The organism is Burkholderia sp. YHN3-13, assembly GCF_055810675.1.
This window is the reverse complement of the sequence record NZ_JBVVNQ010000017.1, coordinates 41,570-60,446: the sequence shown is the minus strand read 5'-3', so window position 1 is coordinate 60,446 and position 18,877 is coordinate 41,570. Positions and strand designations below refer to the sequence as shown.

Sequence of the window (18,877 nt, the reverse complement as noted above, 5' to 3'; positions counted from 1 at the left end):
CCGCGACGGCCGCCGCAGCCGCGGCTGGAATGGCTGCGACAGCAGGCAGCGTCGCCGCGCCGGCAGCGGCGCCCGTGTCGAACGCATTCGTTTCGGCAACGCACGGTATCGCGGCCCGTGACACTGGTGCTCGGGTCCAGCACGATGCCGCGCCCGCACGCGACGACAGCGCGCCGATCGTGCTGGATGCGTTCATGCCGGCGGAGCCCGGCATCCCCGCGACGATTGCCGATTGGGCCACCCCGGCGCTCAACGGCGCCGCACCGCACGCGCTGCCGAATGCTGACACGGGCGCCGGCAGCGACGATGCCGTGTCGTCGCATCAAACCGACGATGACATCCGTCACGTCGACGCTGCGCCCGCCGCACACGCACCTGCACCTGCACATGGGATCCCGCCGGCGCCGTCGTTCGACGCCCCGGTCAATCTCGCGCCGTGGGAGGACCTCGGCCGCCCGTCGGTTTCCTCGTTCGAAGCATCGCCCGCGCATCCGATCGCTGAATCACCGGCAGACGCAACGCAACCGGAGCCGGCCCACGCCGCCTTCGCGCAACAAGCTGACGAAGCAGCGGTCGACGAAGCCCCCGCACGCAATCCGGCAGCATTCTCCGGTACCGCCGCCCCGGCGATCGAACGCCCTGCATCGGCTTACCTGCCACCGGGTGTCGATGACGCACATGACGACCTGAAGCCCGCCGGTGGCATCGCGCCGTTCGCGGCGCTCCCCTCTTCGTCGATCGCCGCGACATCGGCACGCGCCATGACCGGAACGACGCCGATTGCGGCAACGTCGGCACGCCCTGCATCGAACCTCGTTCCGGAGGCCGCCCAACCGGCAGGGGCGGAACGTAGTGCATCGCTGTCGGCCATCGCTGAAGGCAGCACGCCCGTCACGCATTGGGCGCCGCCGGTGCAACCCGCAACGACACCCGCGGCGGCTTCCGCGGAATTGCCTGAATCGCCGACGATTCAACCGTTTGCCGCAGCACCGACCGCTTCTGCCGCGGCTGCGTCGCCGTTCGTCGGCACGGCCCTCGGTTCGACCGCACCGGTACCTGCCTCCGCTTCGGGTGTTGCGCCCGTCACCGCCATACCCGCCGCGACACCATCGACGGCCGGCATGACCGGCACGGCATCGGCATCGGTTTCGCCGTCGCAACCGGCCGTATCGGCATCGACCGGCGCCTCCGTTGCGCCGGCAGCGCCGATCGGTGTCCCGGACATGAGCTACGGTGCGTTCGTCCGCGCATCGATGCCCGAGACAACCGCCACGCCCGCCGCGGCACCGTCGACGACCGGCGCGCCGGGTTCGGCCGCGCAAGCGCCCGCGGCACCGGCACCCGTGAGTTTCACGTCCGCCCCGCTTGCGGCACAACCGTCCGTGCCGACACCGGCGCATCAGGCCGGCACGGCAACCTCGTCGAGCGGCACGGCAATCGACGGCTCCGGCTCGTTCGGCGCAACCGCCGCGCAACCGGCAACCCGCCTTCCCGTGCCGCCGGCCGCTTCCGCTGCGGTCGGATCGCTCGCCTCCATCGGTGCAGCGGCCGCGTCGCCGACTCCGTCGGTCGCTGCCACGCCGGCCGCCGCCACGACGTTCACGACGGCGCCCGCCCCCGCCGCGTCGCCGGCAAGCTGGTCCGTGTCGAACGACGTGTCCGCGGCGCCGCAACCGGCCGCCCCGCTCCCGGGCGCGAGCCTGTCAGTGCCGGCAGCGATCGTTGCTGCGCCGACCGGCGCAACCGCCGCCGTGACGGCCGAGCCGGCCGCAACCGACACCGCGGCCCCCGACGCCCCCGTGCGCCAGCCGCGCCCGAACGCGTTCGAATTCCACGCACCCGCGTCGTTCAGCGTCGAACTGCCGACGCTCGACCTGCTCGAGCCCGCATCCGACGACGTCGAAACGATCACCGAGGAACACCTCGCGCAAACGGCCCAGGTGATCGAACAGCGGCTGCAGGAATTCAAGGTGCCGGTGACGGTGGTCGGCGCCTCGGCCGGCCCCGTGATCACGCGCTTCGAGATCGAGCCGGCGCTCGGCGTGCGCGGCAGCCAGATCGTCGGGCTGATGAAGGATCTGTCGCGCGGCCTCGGCCTCACGTCGATCCGCGTCGTCGAGACGATTCCCGGCAAGACCTGCATGGGCCTCGAGCTGCCGAACGCGAAGCGCCAGATGATCCGCCTGTCGGAAATCCTCGCGTCGCGCGAGTATCAGCATTCGCAATCGCAACTGACGATCGCGATGGGCAAGGACATCACGGGCCGCCCGGTCGTCACGGATCTCGCGAAGGCGCCGCACATGCTCGTCGCCGGCACGACGGGTTCGGGCAAGTCGGTCGCGATCAACGCGATGATCCTGTCGCTGCTGTACAAGGCGACGCCGGAAGACGTACGGCTCATCATGATCGACCCGAAGATGCTGGAGCTGTCCGTCTACGAAGGCATCCCGCACCTGCTCGCGCCGGTCGTCACCGACATGAAGCTCGCGGCGAACGCGCTGAACTGGTGCGTCGGCGAAATGGAGAAGCGCTACCGGCTGATGTCGGCTGTCGGCGTGCGCAACCTCGCGGGTTTCAACCAGAAGATCCGCGATGCGGAAGCGAAGGAAAAGAAGATCGGCAACCCGTTCTCGCTGACGCCCGAGGATCCCGAGCCGCTGTCGAAGCTGCCGCTGATCGTCGTCGTCATCGACGAGCTGGCCGACCTGATGATGGTCGCCGGCAAGAAGATCGAGGAGCTGATCGCGCGCCTCGCGCAGAAGGCGCGCGCGGCCGGCATCCACCTGATCCTCGCGACGCAGCGCCCGTCCGTCGACGTGATCACCGGCCTGATCAAGGCGAACATCCCGACGCGCGTCGCGTTCCAGGTGTCGTCGAAGATCGACTCGCGCACGATCCTCGACCAGATGGGCGCGGAGTCGCTGCTCGGGATGGGCGACATGCTGTTCCTGCCGCCGGGCACCGGTTATCCGCAGCGCGTGCACGGCGCGTTCGTCGCCGACGAGGAAGTGCATCGGATCGTCGAGTATCTGAAGCAGTTCGGCGAGCCGCAGTACGAGGAAGGCATCCTCGACGGCCCGGCCGCCGACGGCGCGACGCAGGACCTGTTCGGCGAAGCGCCGGACGCGGAAGCCGATCCGCTGTACGACGAAGCCGTCGCGTTCGTCGTGCGCACGCGGCGCGCGTCGATCTCGTCGGTGCAGCGGCAGCTGCGCATCGGCTACAACCGCGCGGCACGCCTCGTCGAGCAGATGGAAGCGGCCGGGCTCGTGTCGGCGATGGGCATCAACGGCAGCCGCGAGGTGCTGGTGCCGGCCGCGGCCGACTGAGCGCGGCGGCGGCCGAACGGCCGCCGTCGACCGATACGGGCGCACCGGGAAACCGGGCGCACCGAAAAAAACGGGCGCTGCGTCCGCAGCGCCCGTTTCATTTACCGCGTTTACATCGACTGCACCGGCACCAGTTTGAAATCGACCGGCTTGCCGACCGCGACCTTCTGCGGATTCGCGCCGAGCTGCCCCGTTTCGACATCGCGGCTGAACACGTAGAACGTGTCGCTGTCCTGGTTGCCGACGATCAGCCACTTGCCGGTCGGATCGATCAGGAACTCGCGCGGCGTCTTGCCGAGGCTCGACTGGCGGCCGACCTGCTTGAGCCGGCCGTCGGCCTGGTTCACCGCGTAGATCACGAGGTCGTTCGCGTCGCCGCGGTTGCTCGCGTACAGGAAGCGGCCGTCCGGCGACAGGTGGATCGCGCCGCCCCCGACCTTGCCCTTGAAGCCCGGCGCCGTCATCGACACCGTCTGGACCGGCGTCAGCTTGCCGTCGTGATAACCGAGCACCTCGACCGACGCGTTGAGCTCGCTCGTCACGTACGCGAACCGGCCGTCGGCGCCGAACACCATGTGACGCGGGCCCGAGCCGGCCTTCACCGGCGTGTAGCGCGTGTCGGTCGGGCTGATCAGCCCGCGGCTGCCGTCCACCGTGTAGCGGTAGCCGTAGATCTTGTCCGCGCCCAGATCCTGCACGAACAGGTAGCGGCCGTCCGGCGAAAACACCGTCGAATGCACGTGCGCGCCGTCCTGACGGCCCTTCACGGGCCCGGTGCCTTCGTGGTGCACGGCCAGCACGGCCTCGCCGAGCGCACCGTCGTCGCGCAGCGGAAACACCGCGAAGCTGCCGCCCGGATCCTTCGCGACCGAGTAGTTGGCCGTCACGAGATACTTGCCGTCCGGCGACAGCGCGAGATAGCAAGGATCGTTCCCTTCCGACGACACGCGGTCGATGAAGCTCAGCGCGCCCGTCTTCGCGTCGAAGCGGAACGCGCTGACGCCGCCGCGCTGCGACGCCGGCCCGTCGTCGCCGGGCAGTTCGTTGACCGCGTAGACGGTGCGACCGTCGCGGCTCGGCAACAGATACGACGGATTCACGGTCTTCGCCGACGATACGGGCGCGACGCTGCCATTTTTAGTATCGAAGCGGTAAACATAGATCCCGTCGCTGCCGCCGCCCGTATAGGTGCCGACCAGCAGGTTGTAGACGCCGTCGGCCGGTGCGGGCGATTGCTGCGCAAATGCATGGGTCGCGGACAGGGAAAGCACGATCGCGAAACCTTTCATCCAGTGAGCGAGCCTAAGCGGGAACCCTCGTGTCGAAGCGTGTGCGTCACGCTCGCGTAAACGGTTGGGCATTGAATCCTCCTTGCATCGAGTCGCTTCAAGTGTTGAGATAGGACGAAACGCCGGCCGTTCATGCGCTCCGCCGCCCGGCCGAGTATACGGGGCGCGACGCCCGGGCGTGAAGCCCGGCCGCCGCCGTCCGCATTGTGAACTCGATACCCAAGGACCGCCTGCCCATGCCTGCCCTGATCGAAGACTACGCCCTCGTCGGCGACGGCCACACGGCCGCGCTGATCTCGAAAGACGGCTCCGTCGACTGGCTGTGCTGGCCCCGCTTCGATTCGGGCGCCTGCTTCGCGGCACTTCTCGGCACCCCCGAGCACGGCCGCTGGCTGCTTGCGCCTGCCGCCGACGCCACAGTCACGCACACCACGCGCCGCTATCGCGGCGACACGCTGATTCTCGAAACGGATTACGAAAGCGCCGACGGCGCCGTCACCGTGATCGACTTCATGCCGCCCGGCAACGGCTGGTCCGAACTCGTGCGGATCGTCGTCGGCCGTCACGGCACGATGAAGATGCGCATGGAGCTCGTGTTGCGCTTCGACTACGGCTTCTCGATCCCGTGGGTCACGCAACTGACTCGCGAGGACGGCATGAAGGCGATCGCGGGCCCCGACACCGTCGTGCTGCGCACGCCGGTGCCGCTCACCGGCAAGAATCTCCATACGCTCGCGGAATTCACGGTCGGCGCCGACCAGCGCGTGCCGTTCTCGCTCAGCTACGCGGCGTCGCACATGCGGCTGCCGCCCGCGCGCGATCCGCTGTCGATGCTCGCAAGGACCGAGAACTACTGGCTCGAGTGGTCGGGCCGCTGCCAGGTGCAGGGCCGCTACGCGGCGGCCGTGCGCCGCTCGCTGATCACGCTGAAGGCGCTCGCGTACGAGCCGACCGGCGGCATCGTCGCGGCGCCGACCACGTCGCTGCCCGAGAAGATCGGCGGCAACCGCAACTGGGACTACCGCTACTGCTGGCTGCGCGACGCGACGATCACGCTGCTCGCGCTGATGCGCGGCGGCTACTACGACGAGGCGCGCGCGTGGCGCACGTGGCTCGGCCGCGTGATGGCCGGCTCGCCCGAGCAGATCCAGATCATGTACGGGATCGCCGGCGAGCGCCGGCTGCCGGAAATGGAGCTCGACTGGCTGCCCGGCTACCAGGATTCGAAGCCGGTCCGCGTCGGCAACGGCGCCGCGAACCAGCTTCAGCTCGACGTGTTCGGCGAGGTGATGGCCGCGCTGCACCTCGCGCGCGTGGGCGGCCTGCAGGCCGACGACACGGTCTGGTCCGTGCAGTGCGCGCTGCTCGACCATCTCGAGAAGATCTGGCAGGAACCCGACGAAGGGATTTGGGAAACGCGCGGCGGCCGCCTGCATTTCACGTTCTCGAAGGTGATGGCATGGGTCGCGTTCGACCGCGCGATCAAGTCTGCGGAAATGTTCCGGCTGCCCGGCTCGCTCGACCGCTGGCGCGCGCTGCGCGAGCGGATCCATGCCGACGTCTGCGCCAACGCGTGGCACGCGGGCAAACAGGCGTTCGCGCAGAGCTACGGCAGCGACGAGCTCGACGCGAGCGTGCTGCTGATGCCGCTGCTCGGCTTCCTGCCGCCGGAAGACCCGCGCATCGTCGGCACGGTCGAGGCGATCGAGCGCGAACTGCTGCACGACGGGCTCGTGATGCGCTACCGGACGACCGAGTACGACGACGGCCTGCCGCCCGGCGAAGGCACGTTTCTCGCGTGCAGCTTCTGGCTGGTCGACAACTACGCGCTGCTCGGCCGGATCGACGACGCGCACCGGCTGTTCAGCCGGCTGCTCGCGCTGTCGAACGACCTCGGGCTGCTCGCGGAGGAGTACGACCCGGTCGCCGGGCGGCTCGTCGGCAACTTCCCGCAGGCGTTCTCGCACGTGGCGCTCGTGCATACCGCGATGAACCTGATGCACCACGAGGACGCGATGGCGCGGGCCGCCGGCCAGCCCGCGCCGGCCGTGGCGACCGGGCGTTGACGGACGTTGGCGGGGTGTCGGGCGGCGGCACGGGCGGCTTGGTCAGAGATCGTCAAATCGCAAAATTTTGATGAAAAATCGGGGAAATGTTGCATTGCACCACCCATCGTTGTCCGATATGATCGACGCGATTGTCCGGCCGCACTGCAATATGGCCGGCCGCTGACCCACACGGCACGCCGCGACGCCCCACGCCGCCCTTGCGCTCCGTCCCCCACGCGGGAGTAGTCTGCATGCTTTACCAATTGCACGAATTCCAGCGCGCCATGCTGAGCCCGCTGACGGCCTGGGCCCAGGCCGCGTCCAAATCGTTCGCCAACCCGTCCAGCCCGTTCTCGCTGATGCCCGGCGCGCCGCGCATGGCCGCCGCGTACGAACTGATGTACCGGCTCGGCAAGGATTACGAGAAGCCCGAATTCAACATTCATCAGATCGTCAAGGACGGCCACAACATCCCGATCGTCGAGCAGACGATCGTCGAGAAGCCGTTCTGCCGGCTGCTGCGCTTCAAGCGCTATTCGGACGACGCCGACGCCGTCACGCAACTGAAGGACGAGCCGGTCGTGCTGGTCTGCGCGCCGCTGTCGGGCCACCACTCGACGCTGCTGCGCGACACGGTGCGCACGCTGCTGCAGGACCACAAGGTCTACATCACTGACTGGATCGACGCGCGGATGGTGCCGGTCGAGACGGGTCCGTTCCACCTGCACGACTACATCGCGTACATCCAGGATTTCATCCGTCACATCGGCGCGCGCAACCTGCACGTGATCTCGGTGTGCCAGCCGACGGTGCCGGTGCTCGCGGCGATCTCGCTGATGGCGAGCCGCGGCGAGGATACGCCGCTCACGATGACGATGATGGGCGGCCCGATCGACGCGCGCCGCAGCCCGACGTCGGTGAACTCGCTCGCCACGCAGCACTCGACCGCGTGGTTCGAGAACAACGTGATCCACACGGTGCCCGCGAACTATCCGGGCGAAGGCCGCCAGGTGTATCCGGGCTTCCTGCAGCATACGGGCTTCGTCGCGATGAACCCGGAACGGCACGCGCAATCGCATTGGGATTTCTACCAGAGCCTGCTGCGCGGTGACGAGGACGACGCCGAGGCGCACCGCCGCTTCTACGACGAGTACAACGCGGTGCTCGACATGGCCGCCGAGTATTACCTCGAGACGATCCGCGTCGTGTTCCAGGAATTCCGGCTCGCGGAAGGCACGTGGGACGTCGAAGGCGAACGCGTGCGGCCGCAGGACATCAAGCACACCGCGCTGATGACGATCGAGGGCGAACTCGACGACATCTCGGGCAGCGGCCAGACGCACGTCGCGCACGAGCTGTGCACGGGCATCCCGCAAGACGATCGCCGCACCCTGACCGCCGAGAAATGCGGCCACTACGGGATCTTCTCCGGCCGCCGCTGGCGCACGATCATCTACCCGCAACTGCGCGACTTCATCCGCGAGCATGCGCCGGAGCCGAAACACGGCACGACGAAGGATCATCCGGACGCGCCGGCGGCCACGACGCTCGCGGCCGTGCCGGCCGCCAACGCACCGACCGAGGCGACACGCGCCACGGTCGCGAAGCGCACGCGCGCCAAGGCGCCGGCCAAGGCCGCCGCCCCCGCCAAGGCCGCACCGGCCGCGAAGCGGGCCGCCGAAACCCCGCGCGCAAAAACCGTCCGCACGCGCAAGGCAGCCTGACGCGCTGCGTTCCGACGCAAAAACGCCGCCGTTGCCTGCGCACGGCGGCGTTTTTACATGCGGCGCCCGCTCGCCGGCACGTCAGCGCCGCAGCAGGTACGCGAGCAGCACCTCGGTGTTCATCCGGACCATCTCCGCGCGCTCGTCGGTATCGGTGAAGTCGCGACCGAGCGTCGCGGCGAGCGTGAAGCGGTTCGACACGATGTAGTAGCCGAGCCCCGACAGCGTCACGTAGAAGCGCAGCGGATCGACGTCGCCGCGGAACAGCCCGGCCTTCTGGCCGCGCATCAGCACGTTGCCGAGCTTCGCGACGATCGGCGACATCATCTCGCGGATCCGCGTCGACTTGTGCAGGTAGCGCGCTTCGTGCAGGTTCTCGTTGTTGATGAGCCTGAGCAGCTCCGGATGGTCGCGGTAGTAGTCCCAAACGAAATGCGCGAGCCGCGTGACGGCTTCGACCGGCGCGACGCCGTCGAGATCGAGCACGCGCTCGGCCTCGGTCAGCGCGGAGAACGCGTGTTCGAGCACGGCCGTGAACAGCTGTTCCTTGCTGCCGAAGTAGTAATAGAGCATGCGCTCGTTGGTTTCGGCCCGGCGCGCAATCTGGTCGACGCGTGCGCCGAACAGCCCTCCACTCGCGAACTCTTCGGCGGCCGCCATCAAGATGCGGCGGCGCGTACCTTCAGGATCTCTTTTGATTTTTGGCTGATTCATGGTGGCGTTTTGCTATGTGAGCCGCTTGATCCGGACCGGCACCCCCACCGCCTCGGCGCCGGCCGCCCTGGAACGGGCGCGCCGCGTGCGGCCGCCCTCCTGCTGAGCCCCTGCAAAAAAGCGGTTCGATTATGCGCACAGACGGCGTCCAGCGCAATGCGGGAAATCGGCGATAATCGAGCTTTGGCAAACCTTTCCGGCCGCGCCCCGCACGGCCGAGAGCCATTCGGCGCTGCTGCGCCCGTTGTCACCGTGACCGATTCCAAAACTCTCGCGGATCGCATCGAAGATCTGCTGCCCCAGACGCAATGCACGAAGTGCGGCTATAACGGCTGCCGTCCGTACGCCGAGGCGATCGCCGCCGGCGACGCGAACTACAACCAGTGCCCGCCCGGCGGCGCCGAAGGCATCGCGCGCCTCGCGGGCCTGCTCGGCAAGCCGGTGATCCCGCTGAATCCCGTCAATGGCAGCGAACATCCGCGCGCGGTCGCCTTCATCGACGAAAGCCTGTGCATCGGTTGCACGCTGTGCATGCAGGCGTGCCCGGTCGACGCGATCGTCGGCGCGCCGAAGCAGATGCACACGATCATCGAAGCGCAGTGCACCGGTTGCGATCTGTGCGTGCCGCCGTGCCCGGTCGACTGCATCGCGATGCTGCCCGTGACGGGTGAGCGCACCGGCTGGGATGCGTGGTCGCAGGAGCAGGCCGACGCCGCGCGCGAACGCCACGACCTGCGGCTCGCACGCCAGCGCCGCGAACGCGAAGCCGCCGAGGCCCGCGCCGCCGCCCGCCGCGCGGCCAGTGCCGCGAAGCCGGCCGCGGGCCCTCACCCGGCGGCCCCGCCGGACGCCCCGGACGCCCCGGACGCCCCGGCCGCCGACGACGCCGAAGCGAAGAAACGCGCGATCATCGCCGCCGCGCTCGAACGCGCGCGCAAGAAGAAGGAAGAATTGTCCGGGCAAGGCGCCGGGCCGAAGAACACCGAAGGCGTGAGCGCAGCCGTCCAGGCCCAGATCGACGCGGCCGAGGCGCGCCGCAAACGGCTCGTCGAACAGCAGGCGCGGCGCGACGCCGACGCCGCGGCGGCAAGCGGCAACGATCAACCGAACGACGCAGGCAACGACGACCCAGGCAGCCCATCCGCGCCGCCCGACCAGAACGCCCCATGAACGCCAGCAAACGACGCGCGATCTACGAAACGCTGCAGAGCCTCAATCCGCATCCCACCACCGAACTCGAATACTCGACGCCGTTCGAGTTGCTGATCGCCGTGATGCTGTCCGCGCAGGCGACCGACGTATCGGTCAACAAGGCGATGCGGAAGATGTTCCCGGTCGCGAACACCCCGCGACAAATCGTCGCGCTTGGCGAGGAAGGCGTCACCGAGTACATCAAGACGATCGGCCTGTACCGGACCAAGGCGAAGAACGTGGTCGCGACGAGCCGGATCCTGCTCGAGCGCTACGACGGCGAGGTGCCGGCCGATCGCGAAGCGCTCGAAGGCTTGCCGGGCGTCGGCCGCAAGACCGCGAACGTCGTGCTGAACACTGCGTTCGGCCAGCCGACGATCGCGGTCGACACGCACATCTTCCGCGTCGCGAACCGCACGGGGCTCGCGCCGGGCAAGGACGTGCGGGCCGTCGAGACCGCACTCGAGAAGTTCACGCCGAAGGAATTCCTGCAGGACGCGCATCACTGGCTGATCCTGCACGGGCGCTATGTATGCAAGGCCCGCAAGCCCGAATGCTGGCACTGCGCGATCGAGCCGTTGTGCGAATTCCGGCCGAAGACGCCGCCGCCCAACGAGTAAGCGTCAGGCCCGCCGGCGACACGCGATGCGGGCCGGCACCGCAGGCGCCGACGCGGCGCCCGCGTCGCGCCCCTCCCCGACTACGCGTTCGACGTCGCGGTCGCATCGTCGGCGGCCGCGCCGCCTGCGCGCACGAGCGCCAGCACCGCCGCCAGAATCGCGACGCCGCCCGCCCACTGCAGCGGCGACAACGCTTCCCCGAACAGCAGCGCCGCGAGCGCGACCGTCACGACCGGCTCGAGCGTCGACAGCATCGACGTCCGCGCGGCCCCGAGCCGTTCGAGCCCGGAGAAGAACGCGAGCATGGCCGCAACCGTCGACACCAGCGCGATCGCGAGCATCGCCGCCCAGCCGCCGCTCGTCGCGGGCCAGCGCGGTGGCGCGCCGAACGCGGCGGTCCGCACGACGGCGATCACCACGAGCGTGGCGGTCGCCGACAGGCAGATGATCGCCGTCGTCGCGAGCGGATCGACGCCGCGCGTCGCCTTCGTGCCGCCGACGATGTACAGCGAATAGATCACCGCGGCCGCCAGCGCGAGCGCGATCCCGAGCGGCTCGCCATGCCCGCCGCCGACCATCAGCGCGGAACCCGCGACGCACAGCACGAGCGCGACGGCCTTCGCGCGCGTCAGGCGCTCGCCCAGCCACCACGCGGCCAGCAGCGTGACGAACGCCGGATACAGGTACAGCAGCAGCGCGACGAGGCTCGCCTGCGCGTGCTGCAGCGCGCTGAAATAGCAGAACGACTGCCCGACGTAGCCGAGCGCGCCCATCGCGACGAGCGGCACGAGCGCGCGTCCGCGCGGCCAGGCGACGCGACGGCGCTTCGCGATCGCGGCCAGCACCGCGCCGCCGATCGCGAAGCGCACGATCAGCAGCCCGAGCACGTCGACACCGGCCGCATACGCGTAGCGGCCGAAAATCGCCATCGCGCCGAACGCGGCCGCGGATAGCGCGACATAAAGCGCGCCCTGCAGGGCGGCGGACGACGGGCGGGCGGTGGCGGTCATGATGAAACGGGCGAGCGAGGCGCCGGGGCAGGAACCGTCGGAGTGTAGCGGCGCGGCGGCCGCCCGCCTAGCCCGCGCTTGCCCGCGCTTGCCCGCCGCGCCGCGCGGGGCAGCCGCGACCGGTGCTGGCGGCACCGCCGCGCCGCCAGCGCCGTCCGCCGACCCGGCGTACAATGCCCGACGCGGCATGAGGCCGCCCGAATCACGACGTTTCCCCACCATGTTCAATCCAAGTCGCGACGACGTGCGTCGCTTTTTCACCGAGACCTGGCGCAAGCAGCGCGCGGGCGAGATCCTGACGCCGCTGGAAGCGATGGCCGCCGACTGGATCGTCGAGCATCCCGAATACCACGACGAACTCGCCGACGCCGACGGCGCGGCCGCGCGCAACTACACGCCCGAGGAAGGCCGGACGAACCCGTTCCTGCACCTGTCGATGCACCTCGCGATCAGCGAGCAGCTGTCGATCGACCAGCCGCCCGGCATCCGCGCCGCGCACGACAAGCTGGCCGCGAAGCTCGACTCGACCCACGACGCGCAACACGCGATCATGGAATGCCTCGGCGAAACGATCTGGGAAGCGCAGCGCACGAACACGCCGCCCGATACCGACGCGTACCTGCAGCGCATCCTGCGCCGCGCGTCCCGCGACTGAGCGCCGGGACCGGCCCGATCGCGGACAAAAAAATACCCCGCCGAGGCGGGGCATGCTTGCTGCGCGGGCCGCCGAGGCCCGGCACGCTTACTTCTTGAACACGAGGTCGGTTTCCTTCAGCGACTCGATGTAGGCCGCGATGTCCTTCATGTCGCTGACCGACAGGTTCTGCACCTGGGCCTGCATGATCGCGTTGTTGCGGCCGAGCAGCGGGTTCGTCAGCCCCATCTGGTACTGGCGCATCGACCACACGAGGTAGTCGGCGTGCTGGCCGGCCAGGCGCGGATATTCGGCGTTGATCGGCTTGTTCAGCTGCGCGCCGTGGCAGGCCGCGCAGTTGTGCGACTCGACCAGTTCCTTGCCCTTCGAGATGTCCGCTGCGTGCGCGGTACCGATCGCGAGGCCGGCCGCCAGTGCAACCGCCGCCGTCTTGAATGCGTTGTTCATGAATGCTCCTGTCCCGCCGGGAAGATCGGCGGCGCGCGCTTTACTTGTAGGGATTGTCCTTCGTGTCGGCCTTCTGGGCGGCGTAGTAGGCCGCCAGATCCGCGATGTCCTGGTCCGTCAGCGAACCGGCGATCGCATTCATCGACGGGAAGTGACGATCCTTCTTGCGGTAGGCCTTCAGCGCGTTCTCGAGGTATTGCTGGTTCTGGCCGCCCAGGACAGGCACCCGGTAGACCTCCGGATACGCCGCGCGGTAGTCCTGGATGCCGTGGCAACCGATACACATGGCGGCCTTGCTCGCCCCGTCCTTCGGGTTGCCGACCACACCGGCCGCCTGCGCGCTGCCCGCGAGCGCCACGAGCGCTGCGACAACGACGTGTTTGCCGACGAATTTGTTCATAGCTCTTGTAACCTAGCTTGAGGGGAAACTGGCGCCGAAGCGGCAACGGCCCGCGCCGTTTTGCTTGTCGGTCGCCACGCAGGCCAAAAAAAACGGCCAGATTGTACCGCGTCGGCAGGGAACGCGTCCATACGGCGCCCCCGTTCGCCCCGCCACAGCCCCGCAACGATACGCGGGCGCGGCCCAACCGGACAGCCCTTCTGACTTATACTGGGTTTTTTTCCCGATGAAGAAGAGCGCCGCCATGCGTTTCGAAGGGTCCTCGCACTACGTCGCCACCGACGATCTGAAGCTCGCGGTCAATGCCGCGCTGACGCTGCAACGCCCGCTGCTGATCAAGGGCGAGCCCGGCACCGGCAAGACCATGCTCGCAGAGGAAGTGGCCGCCGCGCTCGACATGCCGCTGCTGCAGTGGCACATCAAGTCGACCACCAAGGCGCAGCAGGGCCTGTACGAATACGACGCGGTGTCGCGGCTGCGCGATTCGCAGCTCGGCGACGAGCGCGTGAAGGACATCTCGAACTACATCGTGAAGGGCGTGCTGTGGCAGGCGTTCGACGCCGAGCATCCGAGCGTGCTGCTGATCGACGAGATCGACAAGGCCGACATCGAATTCCCGAACGACCTGCTGCGCGAGCTCGACCGGATGGAATTCCACGTGTACGAGACGCGCGAGACGGTGCGCGCGAAGCACCGCCCGCTCGTGATCATCACGTCGAACAACGAAAAGGAGCTGCCCGACGCGTTCCTGCGCCGCTGCTTCTTCCACTACATCCAGTTTCCCGACCCGTCGACGATGCAGAAGATCGTCGCGGTGCACTTTCCCGACATCCGCGAGGAGCTGCTGCGCGCGGCGCTCGAGAGTTTCTTCGAATTGCGCGGCGTGTCGGGCCTGAAGAAGAAGCCGTCGACGTCCGAGCTGCTCGACTGGCTCAAGCTGCTGCTCGCCGAGAACATCCCGGCCGACGCGCTGCGCGGCGCGGACGCGAAGCAGATCGTGCCGCCGCTCGCGGGCGCGCTGCTGAAGAACGAGCAGGATCTGAGCCTGCTCGAACGGCTCGTCTACATGAACCGGCACAACCGGTAATCCACTCACCCGCGAAGGCCCGGCCATGCTGCTCAATTTCTTCTACGCGCTGCGCGCAGCCAAGCTGCCCGTCTCGGTGAAGGAATACCTGACGCTGCTCGAATCGCTGAAGGCCGGGCTGATCTCGCCGTCGATCGACGCGTTCTACTTCCTCGCGCGGATGACGCTCGTCAAGGACGAGCAGTATTTCGACAAGTTCGACCAGGCGTTCGGCGCGTATTTCCACGGCGTGTCCGCGCTGCCGTCCGAGGCGTTCGACATTCCGCTCGACTGGCTCGAGAAGCGCCTCGAGCGCGAGCTGTCGCCGGAGGAAAAGGCGCAGATCGAGGCGATGGGCGGGCTCGACAAGCTGATGGAGCGGCTGAAGGCGCTGCTCGACGAGCAGAAGGAACGCCACGAAGGCGGCAACAAGTGGATCGGCACGGGCGGCACGTCGCCGTTCGGGCACGGCGGCTACAACCCCGAAGGCGTGCGCATCGGCGGCCCGTCGAACGGCAACCGCACCGCGGTGAAGGTGTGGGAGGCACGCGCCTATCGCGACTACGACGATTCGGTCGAGATCGGCACGCGCAACATCAAGGTCGCGCTGCGGCGGCTGCGCCGCTTCGCGCGCGAAGGCGCGGCGGAAGAGCTCGACCTGCCCGGCACGATCCGCAGCACGGCCGCGAACGCGGGCTGGCTCGACCTGCGGATGGTGCCCGAGCGCCACAACAACGTGAAGGTGCTGATGCTGCTCGACGTCGGCGGCTCGATGGACGACCACATCAAGCGCACCGAAGAGCTGTTCTCGGCCGCGAAGGCCGAATTCAAGCATCTCGAATTCTTCTACTTCCACAACTGCGTGTACGACCACCTGTGGAAGAACAACCGCCGCCGCCACTCGGAGCGCACCGCGACGTGGGACGTGCTGCACAAGTTCACGCCCGACTACAAGCTGATCTTCGTCGGCGACGCGACGATGAGCCCGTACGAAGTGCTGCAGCCCGGCGGCTCGGTCGAATACAACAACCCGGAGGCCGGCGCCGTATGGCTGCGCCGGCTGGCCGACCAGTTCCCCCATCATGCATGGCTGAACCCCGAGCCCGAGCGGCTATGGGAGTACCGGCAGTCGGTCGCGGTGATCCGCGACCTGCTCGGCCATCGCATGTATCCGCTCACGCTCGCGGGCCTCGAAACCGCGATGCGCGCACTCAGCAAGTAACGCCACCCCACTCGCACCAAACAAGGGCCGCGTCCGAGCGGCCTCCCCCGGAGATAGCATGAATCCCTCGCCCACCGCGAGCGCCAGCCGCGCCGGCGGCCGCCGCTTTTTCGCCGATACGTCCGTGTCGGCGCTCGTCGCCGGCTTCGTCGCGATGATGACCGGCTACACGAGTTCGCTCGTGCTGATGTTCCAGGCCGGCCGCGCCGCCCACCTCACCGACGCGCAGATCTCGTCGTGGATCTGGGCGCTGTCGATCGGCATGGCGCTGACGACGATCGGCCTGTCGCTGCGGTTTCGCGCGCCCGTCGTCGTCGCGTGGTCGACGCCCGGCGCCGCGCTGCTGATCGCGTCGCTGCCCGGCGTGCCCTACGCCGAGGCGATCGGCGCGTTCGTCGTGTGCGCGCTGCTGCTGACGGCCGTCGGCATGAGCGGCCTGTTCGACACGCTGATGCGCCGGATTCCGGCCGGCATCGCCGCCGCGCTGCTCGCGGGCATCCTGTTCGAGATCGGCATCGAGATCTTTCGCGCCGCGCAGTTCCAGACCGCGCTCGTGCTCGCGATGTTCTTCACCTACCTGATCGTCAAGCGGCTCGCGCCGCGTTATGCGATCGTGACCACGCTGATCGTCGGCACGGCGGTGGCCGGCGGCCTCGGCCTGCTCGACTTCAGCCGCTTCCACATCGCGCTCGCGCAACCGGTGTTCACGATGCCCGCGCTCTCGATCGCGTCGATCGTCAGCATCGGCATTCCGCTGTTCGTCGTCGCGATGGCGTCGCAGAACGTGCCGGGCATCGCGGTGCTGCGCGCGGACGGCTACCCGACACCGTCGTCGCCGCTGATCGCGACGACCGGCCTCGCGTCGCTGCTGCTCGCGCCGTTCGGCTCGCACGGCGTGAACCTCGCGGCGATCACGGCCGCGATCTGTACGGGCCCCGAAGCGCACGAGGATCACGCGAAGCGCTACACGGCCGCCGTGTGGTGCGGCATGTTCTACCTGGTCGCCGGCATCTTCGGCGCGACGATCGCCGCGCTGTTCGCGGCGCTGCCGAAGGCGCTCGTGGTATCGGTCGCCGCGCTCGCGCTGTTCGGCTCGATCATGAGCGGGCTCGCGAACGCGATGCAGGACGTGAAGCAGCGCGAGGCCGCGCTCGTCACGTTCATGGTCACCGCGTCGGGCCTCACGCTGCTGTCGATCGGCTCGGCGTTCTGGGGGCTCGTCGCGGGGATCGTCACGCAGGTGATCCTGAACGCGCGGCGCCCCGCGTGACGCGGCTCGCGGCCTGTCGCGGCGTGCCTCGGGCACGCCAAAACGTGCTCGACACGAATCGGGCCTAAAATGATGGATCCGGAAGCGGCGCCGCGCGCCGCTTCGCTTCGCCGCCGCGCTCGCGCGGCCCGTGAGAACCCGGCGCCCCGCGCCCTTCTTCCGAATCGCCATGACTACCGCACTCGACCAGCTGAAGCAGTACACGACCGTCGTCGCCGACACGGGCGACTTCCAGCAGCTTGCGCAATACAAGCCGCAGGACGCGACCACGAACCCGTCGCTGATCCTGAAGGCCGTCCAGAAGGATGCGTACAAGCCGATCCTCGAGAAAACCGTCCGCGATCACCGCAACGAAAGCACCGATTTCATCATCGACCGCCTGCTGATCGCCTTCGGCACCGAGATCCTGAAGCTGATCCCGGGCCGTGTGTCGACCGAAGTCGACGCGCGCCTGTCGTTCGACACGCAACGCTCGATCGACAAGGGCCGCGAGCTCATCAAGCTGTACGAAGCAGCCGGCATCGGCCGCGACCGCATCCTGATCAAGCTCGCGTCGACGTGGGAAGGCATCCGCGCGGCCGAGGTGCTGCAGAAGGAAGGGATCAAGTGCAACATGACCCTGCTTTTCTCGCTCGTGCAGGCCGCCGCGTGCGCGGAAGCCGGCGCGCAACTGATCTCGCCGTTCGTCGGCCGCATCTACGACTGGTACAAGAAACAGGCCGGCGCGGAATGGAACGAAGAGAAGGACGGCGGCGCGAACGATCCGGGCGTGCAGTCGGTGCGCCGCATCTACACGTACTACAAGACGTTCGGCTACAAGACCGAAGTGATGGGCGCGAGCTTCCGCACCACGAGCCAGATCACCGAACTCGCCGGCTGCGACCTGCTGACCATCAGTCCCGATTTGCTTCAGAAGCTGCAGGACAGCAACGAGACGGTCGCGCGCAAGCTGTCGCCGGAATCGCTGCAGGACAAGCCGTCCGAGCGCGTCGCGATCGACGAGGCGTCGTTCCGCTTCCAGCTGAACGACGAAGCGATGGCGACCGAGAAGCTCGCGGAAGGCATCCGCGTATTCGCCGCCGACGCGGTGAAGCTCGAGAAGCTGATCGACGCGCTGCGCTGACCCGCCACGCGCGTCAGCGGCTGTCAGCAACACGGGTAACAGCCGTCGGCAAGCACGCCGCACACGGCCGCGAACGGGATGTTCGCGGCCGTTTTTATTTTTCATTCCATCGTCAAGCGCGCGAACTACAATCCACGTCACGGGTGCGGCGGCCGCCTCCCGATGCGCCCTTCCCCAGTCAATCTTGCACGACGCCGAACCCGCGCCGACGCGCTGGCACGGCCCATTACAGGAGACAACGATGCAAGTCCAACCGTACCTGACGTTCTACGGTCGCGCCGACGAAGCCCTTCAGTTCTACGAAAAGGCGCTCGGTGCGAAGACGATGTTCAAGATGCACTTCAAGGATGGGCCGCCGAACCCCGACCACCCGATGTCGCCGGAGATGGCCGACAAGGTGATGCACGCGAGCTTCACGATCGGCGACTCGATGATCATGTGCTCGGACGGCGACTGCAGCCAGCCGGCCGGCGCCGCGCACGCCGGTTATTCGCTGTCGCTGAACCCGGCGACGGTCGACGAAGGGCAGAAGCTGTTCAATGCGCTCGCCGACGGCGGCGAAGTGACGATGCCGTTCGGCAAGACGTTCTGGGCGCTCGGCTTCGGGATGGCGAAGGATCGTTTCGGCGTGCACTGGATGGTCAACGTCGAGGACCTGTCGCAACGCGAGGCACTCGCGAAACACGCGCAGGGCTGATGCAAAAGGAACGCCCGCCACGTTGCGGTGGCGGGCGTTTTCGTTGCCGCGCGACGCATGCGCGGCACACCG

General features: G+C 68.2%; 15 protein-coding genes and 1 pseudogene. 11 read left to right on the top strand and 5 right to left on the bottom strand.

All coding sequences use genetic code 11. The features are described from left to right. Positions 1-1,325: 1,325 nt before the first annotated feature. Positions 1,326-3,329 (top strand): annotated as a pseudogene (locus tag AC0KUR_RS29305) (DNA translocase FtsK); the annotation flags it as partial. 110 nt (positions 3,330-3,439) lie between these two features. Here AC0KUR_RS29305 and AC0KUR_RS29300 read toward each other — a convergent pair. Continuing rightward, complete coding sequence (locus AC0KUR_RS29300) at positions 3,440-4,690, bottom strand: lactonase family protein (RefSeq protein ID WP_124609477.1); 1,251 nt, start codon at positions 4,688-4,690, stop codon at positions 3,440-3,442. A gap of 164 nt (positions 4,691-4,854) precedes the next feature. Here AC0KUR_RS29300 and AC0KUR_RS29295 point away from each other — a divergent pair, with 164 nt between their 5' ends. Together AC0KUR_RS29295 and AC0KUR_RS29290 are read left to right on the top strand one after the other, a co-directional pair. Then, positions 4,855-6,684, top strand: coding sequence for a glycoside hydrolase family 15 protein (locus AC0KUR_RS29295; protein ID WP_473376756.1), 1,830 nt, complete (start codon positions 4,855-4,857; stop codon positions 6,682-6,684). Positions 6,685-6,917: 233 nt separating this feature from the next. Further along, the gene (locus AC0KUR_RS29290) at positions 6,918-8,390 is read left to right on the top strand and encodes a polyhydroxyalkanoate depolymerase (RefSeq protein WP_034190741.1); all 1,473 of its coding nucleotides are present in this window, start codon (positions 6,918-6,920) and stop codon (positions 8,388-8,390) included. Between the two features lie 81 nt (positions 8,391-8,471). On the opposite strand, the gene AC0KUR_RS29285 is transcribed toward AC0KUR_RS29290, so the two are convergent. Continuing rightward, positions 8,472-9,104, bottom strand: a complete 633-nt coding sequence (locus tag AC0KUR_RS29285; RefSeq protein ID WP_049031880.1) for a TetR/AcrR family transcriptional regulator — start codon at positions 9,102-9,104, stop codon at positions 8,472-8,474. Positions 9,105-9,260: 156 nt separating this feature from the next. Between AC0KUR_RS29285 and rsxB the strand changes: the two genes are divergently transcribed. Beyond that, positions 9,261-10,274 (top strand): electron transport complex subunit RsxB, encoded by a 1,014-nt coding sequence (gene rsxB / locus AC0KUR_RS29280; protein ID WP_473376755.1) that lies wholly within the window; start codon positions 9,261-9,263, stop codon positions 10,272-10,274. After that, positions 10,271-10,915, top strand: coding sequence for an endonuclease III (gene nth, locus AC0KUR_RS29275; RefSeq protein WP_034190738.1), 645 nt, complete (start codon positions 10,271-10,273; stop codon positions 10,913-10,915). The genes rsxB and nth overlap by 4 nt, the downstream gene beginning before the upstream one ends. An 80-nt stretch (positions 10,916-10,995) precedes the next feature. On the opposite strand, the gene AC0KUR_RS29270 is transcribed toward nth, so the two are convergent. Beyond that, on the bottom strand, positions 10,996-11,925 hold the full coding sequence (locus tag AC0KUR_RS29270) for a DMT family transporter (protein ID WP_200088507.1): 930 nt from the start codon (positions 11,923-11,925) through the stop codon (positions 10,996-10,998). 187 nt (positions 11,926-12,112) lie between these two features. Between AC0KUR_RS29270 and AC0KUR_RS29265 the strand changes: the two genes are divergently transcribed. Beyond that, positions 12,113-12,580 (top strand): DUF1841 family protein, encoded by a 468-nt coding sequence (locus tag AC0KUR_RS29265; protein ID WP_376698792.1) that lies wholly within the window; start codon positions 12,113-12,115, stop codon positions 12,578-12,580. Between the two features lie 87 nt (positions 12,581-12,667). Here the strand turns inward: AC0KUR_RS29265 and AC0KUR_RS29260 are convergent, their stop codons facing one another. Together AC0KUR_RS29260 and AC0KUR_RS29255 are read right to left on the bottom strand one after the other, a co-directional pair. After that, positions 12,668-13,027 (bottom strand): c-type cytochrome, encoded by a 360-nt coding sequence (locus AC0KUR_RS29260; RefSeq protein WP_034190735.1) that lies wholly within the window; start codon positions 13,025-13,027, stop codon positions 12,668-12,670. Between the two features lie 40 nt (positions 13,028-13,067). Further along, positions 13,068-13,427 (bottom strand): c-type cytochrome, encoded by a 360-nt coding sequence (locus AC0KUR_RS29255; protein WP_011885616.1) that lies wholly within the window; start codon positions 13,425-13,427, stop codon positions 13,068-13,070. Between the two features lie 244 nt (positions 13,428-13,671). Between AC0KUR_RS29255 and AC0KUR_RS29250 the strand changes: the two genes are divergently transcribed. The 5 genes from AC0KUR_RS29250 to AC0KUR_RS29230 all read left to right on the top strand — a co-directional run bounded on the left by AC0KUR_RS29250 (position 13,672) and on the right by AC0KUR_RS29230 (position 18,805). Further along, positions 13,672-14,514: an AAA family ATPase gene (locus AC0KUR_RS29250; protein ID WP_021158556.1), complete on the top strand. Its 843-nt coding sequence runs from the start codon at positions 13,672-13,674 to the stop codon at positions 14,512-14,514. A gap of 25 nt (positions 14,515-14,539) precedes the next feature. Next, entirely contained in the window at positions 14,540-15,715 is a 1,176-nt protein-coding gene (locus AC0KUR_RS29245) for a vWA domain-containing protein (protein ID WP_034190734.1), read from the top strand. Positions 15,716-15,773: 58 nt separating this feature from the next. Next, positions 15,774-16,985: a benzoate/H(+) symporter BenE family transporter gene (locus AC0KUR_RS29240; RefSeq protein WP_034190733.1), complete on the top strand. Its 1,212-nt coding sequence runs from the start codon at positions 15,774-15,776 to the stop codon at positions 16,983-16,985. Between the two features lie 169 nt (positions 16,986-17,154). After that, entirely contained in the window at positions 17,155-18,108 is a 954-nt protein-coding gene (tal, locus tag AC0KUR_RS29235; protein WP_034190732.1) for a transaldolase, read from the top strand. A 241-nt stretch (positions 18,109-18,349) separates the two neighbouring features. Next, the gene (locus tag AC0KUR_RS29230) at positions 18,350-18,805 is read left to right on the top strand and encodes a VOC family protein (protein ID WP_034190731.1); all 456 of its coding nucleotides are present in this window, start codon (positions 18,350-18,352) and stop codon (positions 18,803-18,805) included. Positions 18,806-18,877: the final 72 nt, after the last annotated feature.

Bases quoted from the DNA above. Each gene is read 5' to 3' on its own strand.
- AC0KUR_RS29300 (WP_124609477.1), bottom strand. From the start codon at position 4,690: ATGCCCAACCGTTTACGCGAGCGTGACGCACACGCTTCGACACGAGGG.
- AC0KUR_RS29295 (WP_473376756.1), top strand. From the start codon at position 4,855: ATGCCTGCCCTGATCGAAGACTACGCCCTCGTCGGCGACGGCCACACG.
- AC0KUR_RS29290 (WP_034190741.1), top strand. From the start codon at position 6,918: ATGCTTTACCAATTGCACGAATTCCAGCGCGCCATGCTGAGCCCGCTG.
- AC0KUR_RS29285 (WP_049031880.1), bottom strand. From the start codon at position 9,104: ATGAATCAGCCAAAAATCAAAAGAGATCCTGAAGGTACGCGCCGCCGC.
- rsxB (WP_473376755.1), top strand. From the start codon at position 9,261: ATGCGGGAAATCGGCGATAATCGAGCTTTGGCAAACCTTTCCGGCCGC.
- nth (WP_034190738.1), top strand. From the start codon at position 10,271: ATGAACGCCAGCAAACGACGCGCGATCTACGAAACGCTGCAGAGCCTC.
- AC0KUR_RS29270 (WP_200088507.1), bottom strand. From the start codon at position 11,925: ATGACCGCCACCGCCCGCCCGTCGTCCGCCGCCCTGCAGGGCGCGCTT.
- AC0KUR_RS29265 (WP_376698792.1), top strand. From the start codon at position 12,113: ATGAGGCCGCCCGAATCACGACGTTTCCCCACCATGTTCAATCCAAGT.
- AC0KUR_RS29260 (WP_034190735.1), bottom strand. From the start codon at position 13,027: ATGAACAACGCATTCAAGACGGCGGCGGTTGCACTGGCGGCCGGCCTC.
- AC0KUR_RS29255 (WP_011885616.1), bottom strand. From the start codon at position 13,427: ATGAACAAATTCGTCGGCAAACACGTCGTTGTCGCAGCGCTCGTGGCG.
- AC0KUR_RS29250 (WP_021158556.1), top strand. From the start codon at position 13,672: ATGCGTTTCGAAGGGTCCTCGCACTACGTCGCCACCGACGATCTGAAG.
- AC0KUR_RS29245 (WP_034190734.1), top strand. From the start codon at position 14,540: ATGCTGCTCAATTTCTTCTACGCGCTGCGCGCAGCCAAGCTGCCCGTC.
- AC0KUR_RS29240 (WP_034190733.1), top strand. From the start codon at position 15,774: ATGAATCCCTCGCCCACCGCGAGCGCCAGCCGCGCCGGCGGCCGCCGC.
- tal (WP_034190732.1), top strand. From the start codon at position 17,155: ATGACTACCGCACTCGACCAGCTGAAGCAGTACACGACCGTCGTCGCC.
- AC0KUR_RS29230 (WP_034190731.1), top strand. From the start codon at position 18,350: ATGCAAGTCCAACCGTACCTGACGTTCTACGGTCGCGCCGACGAAGCC.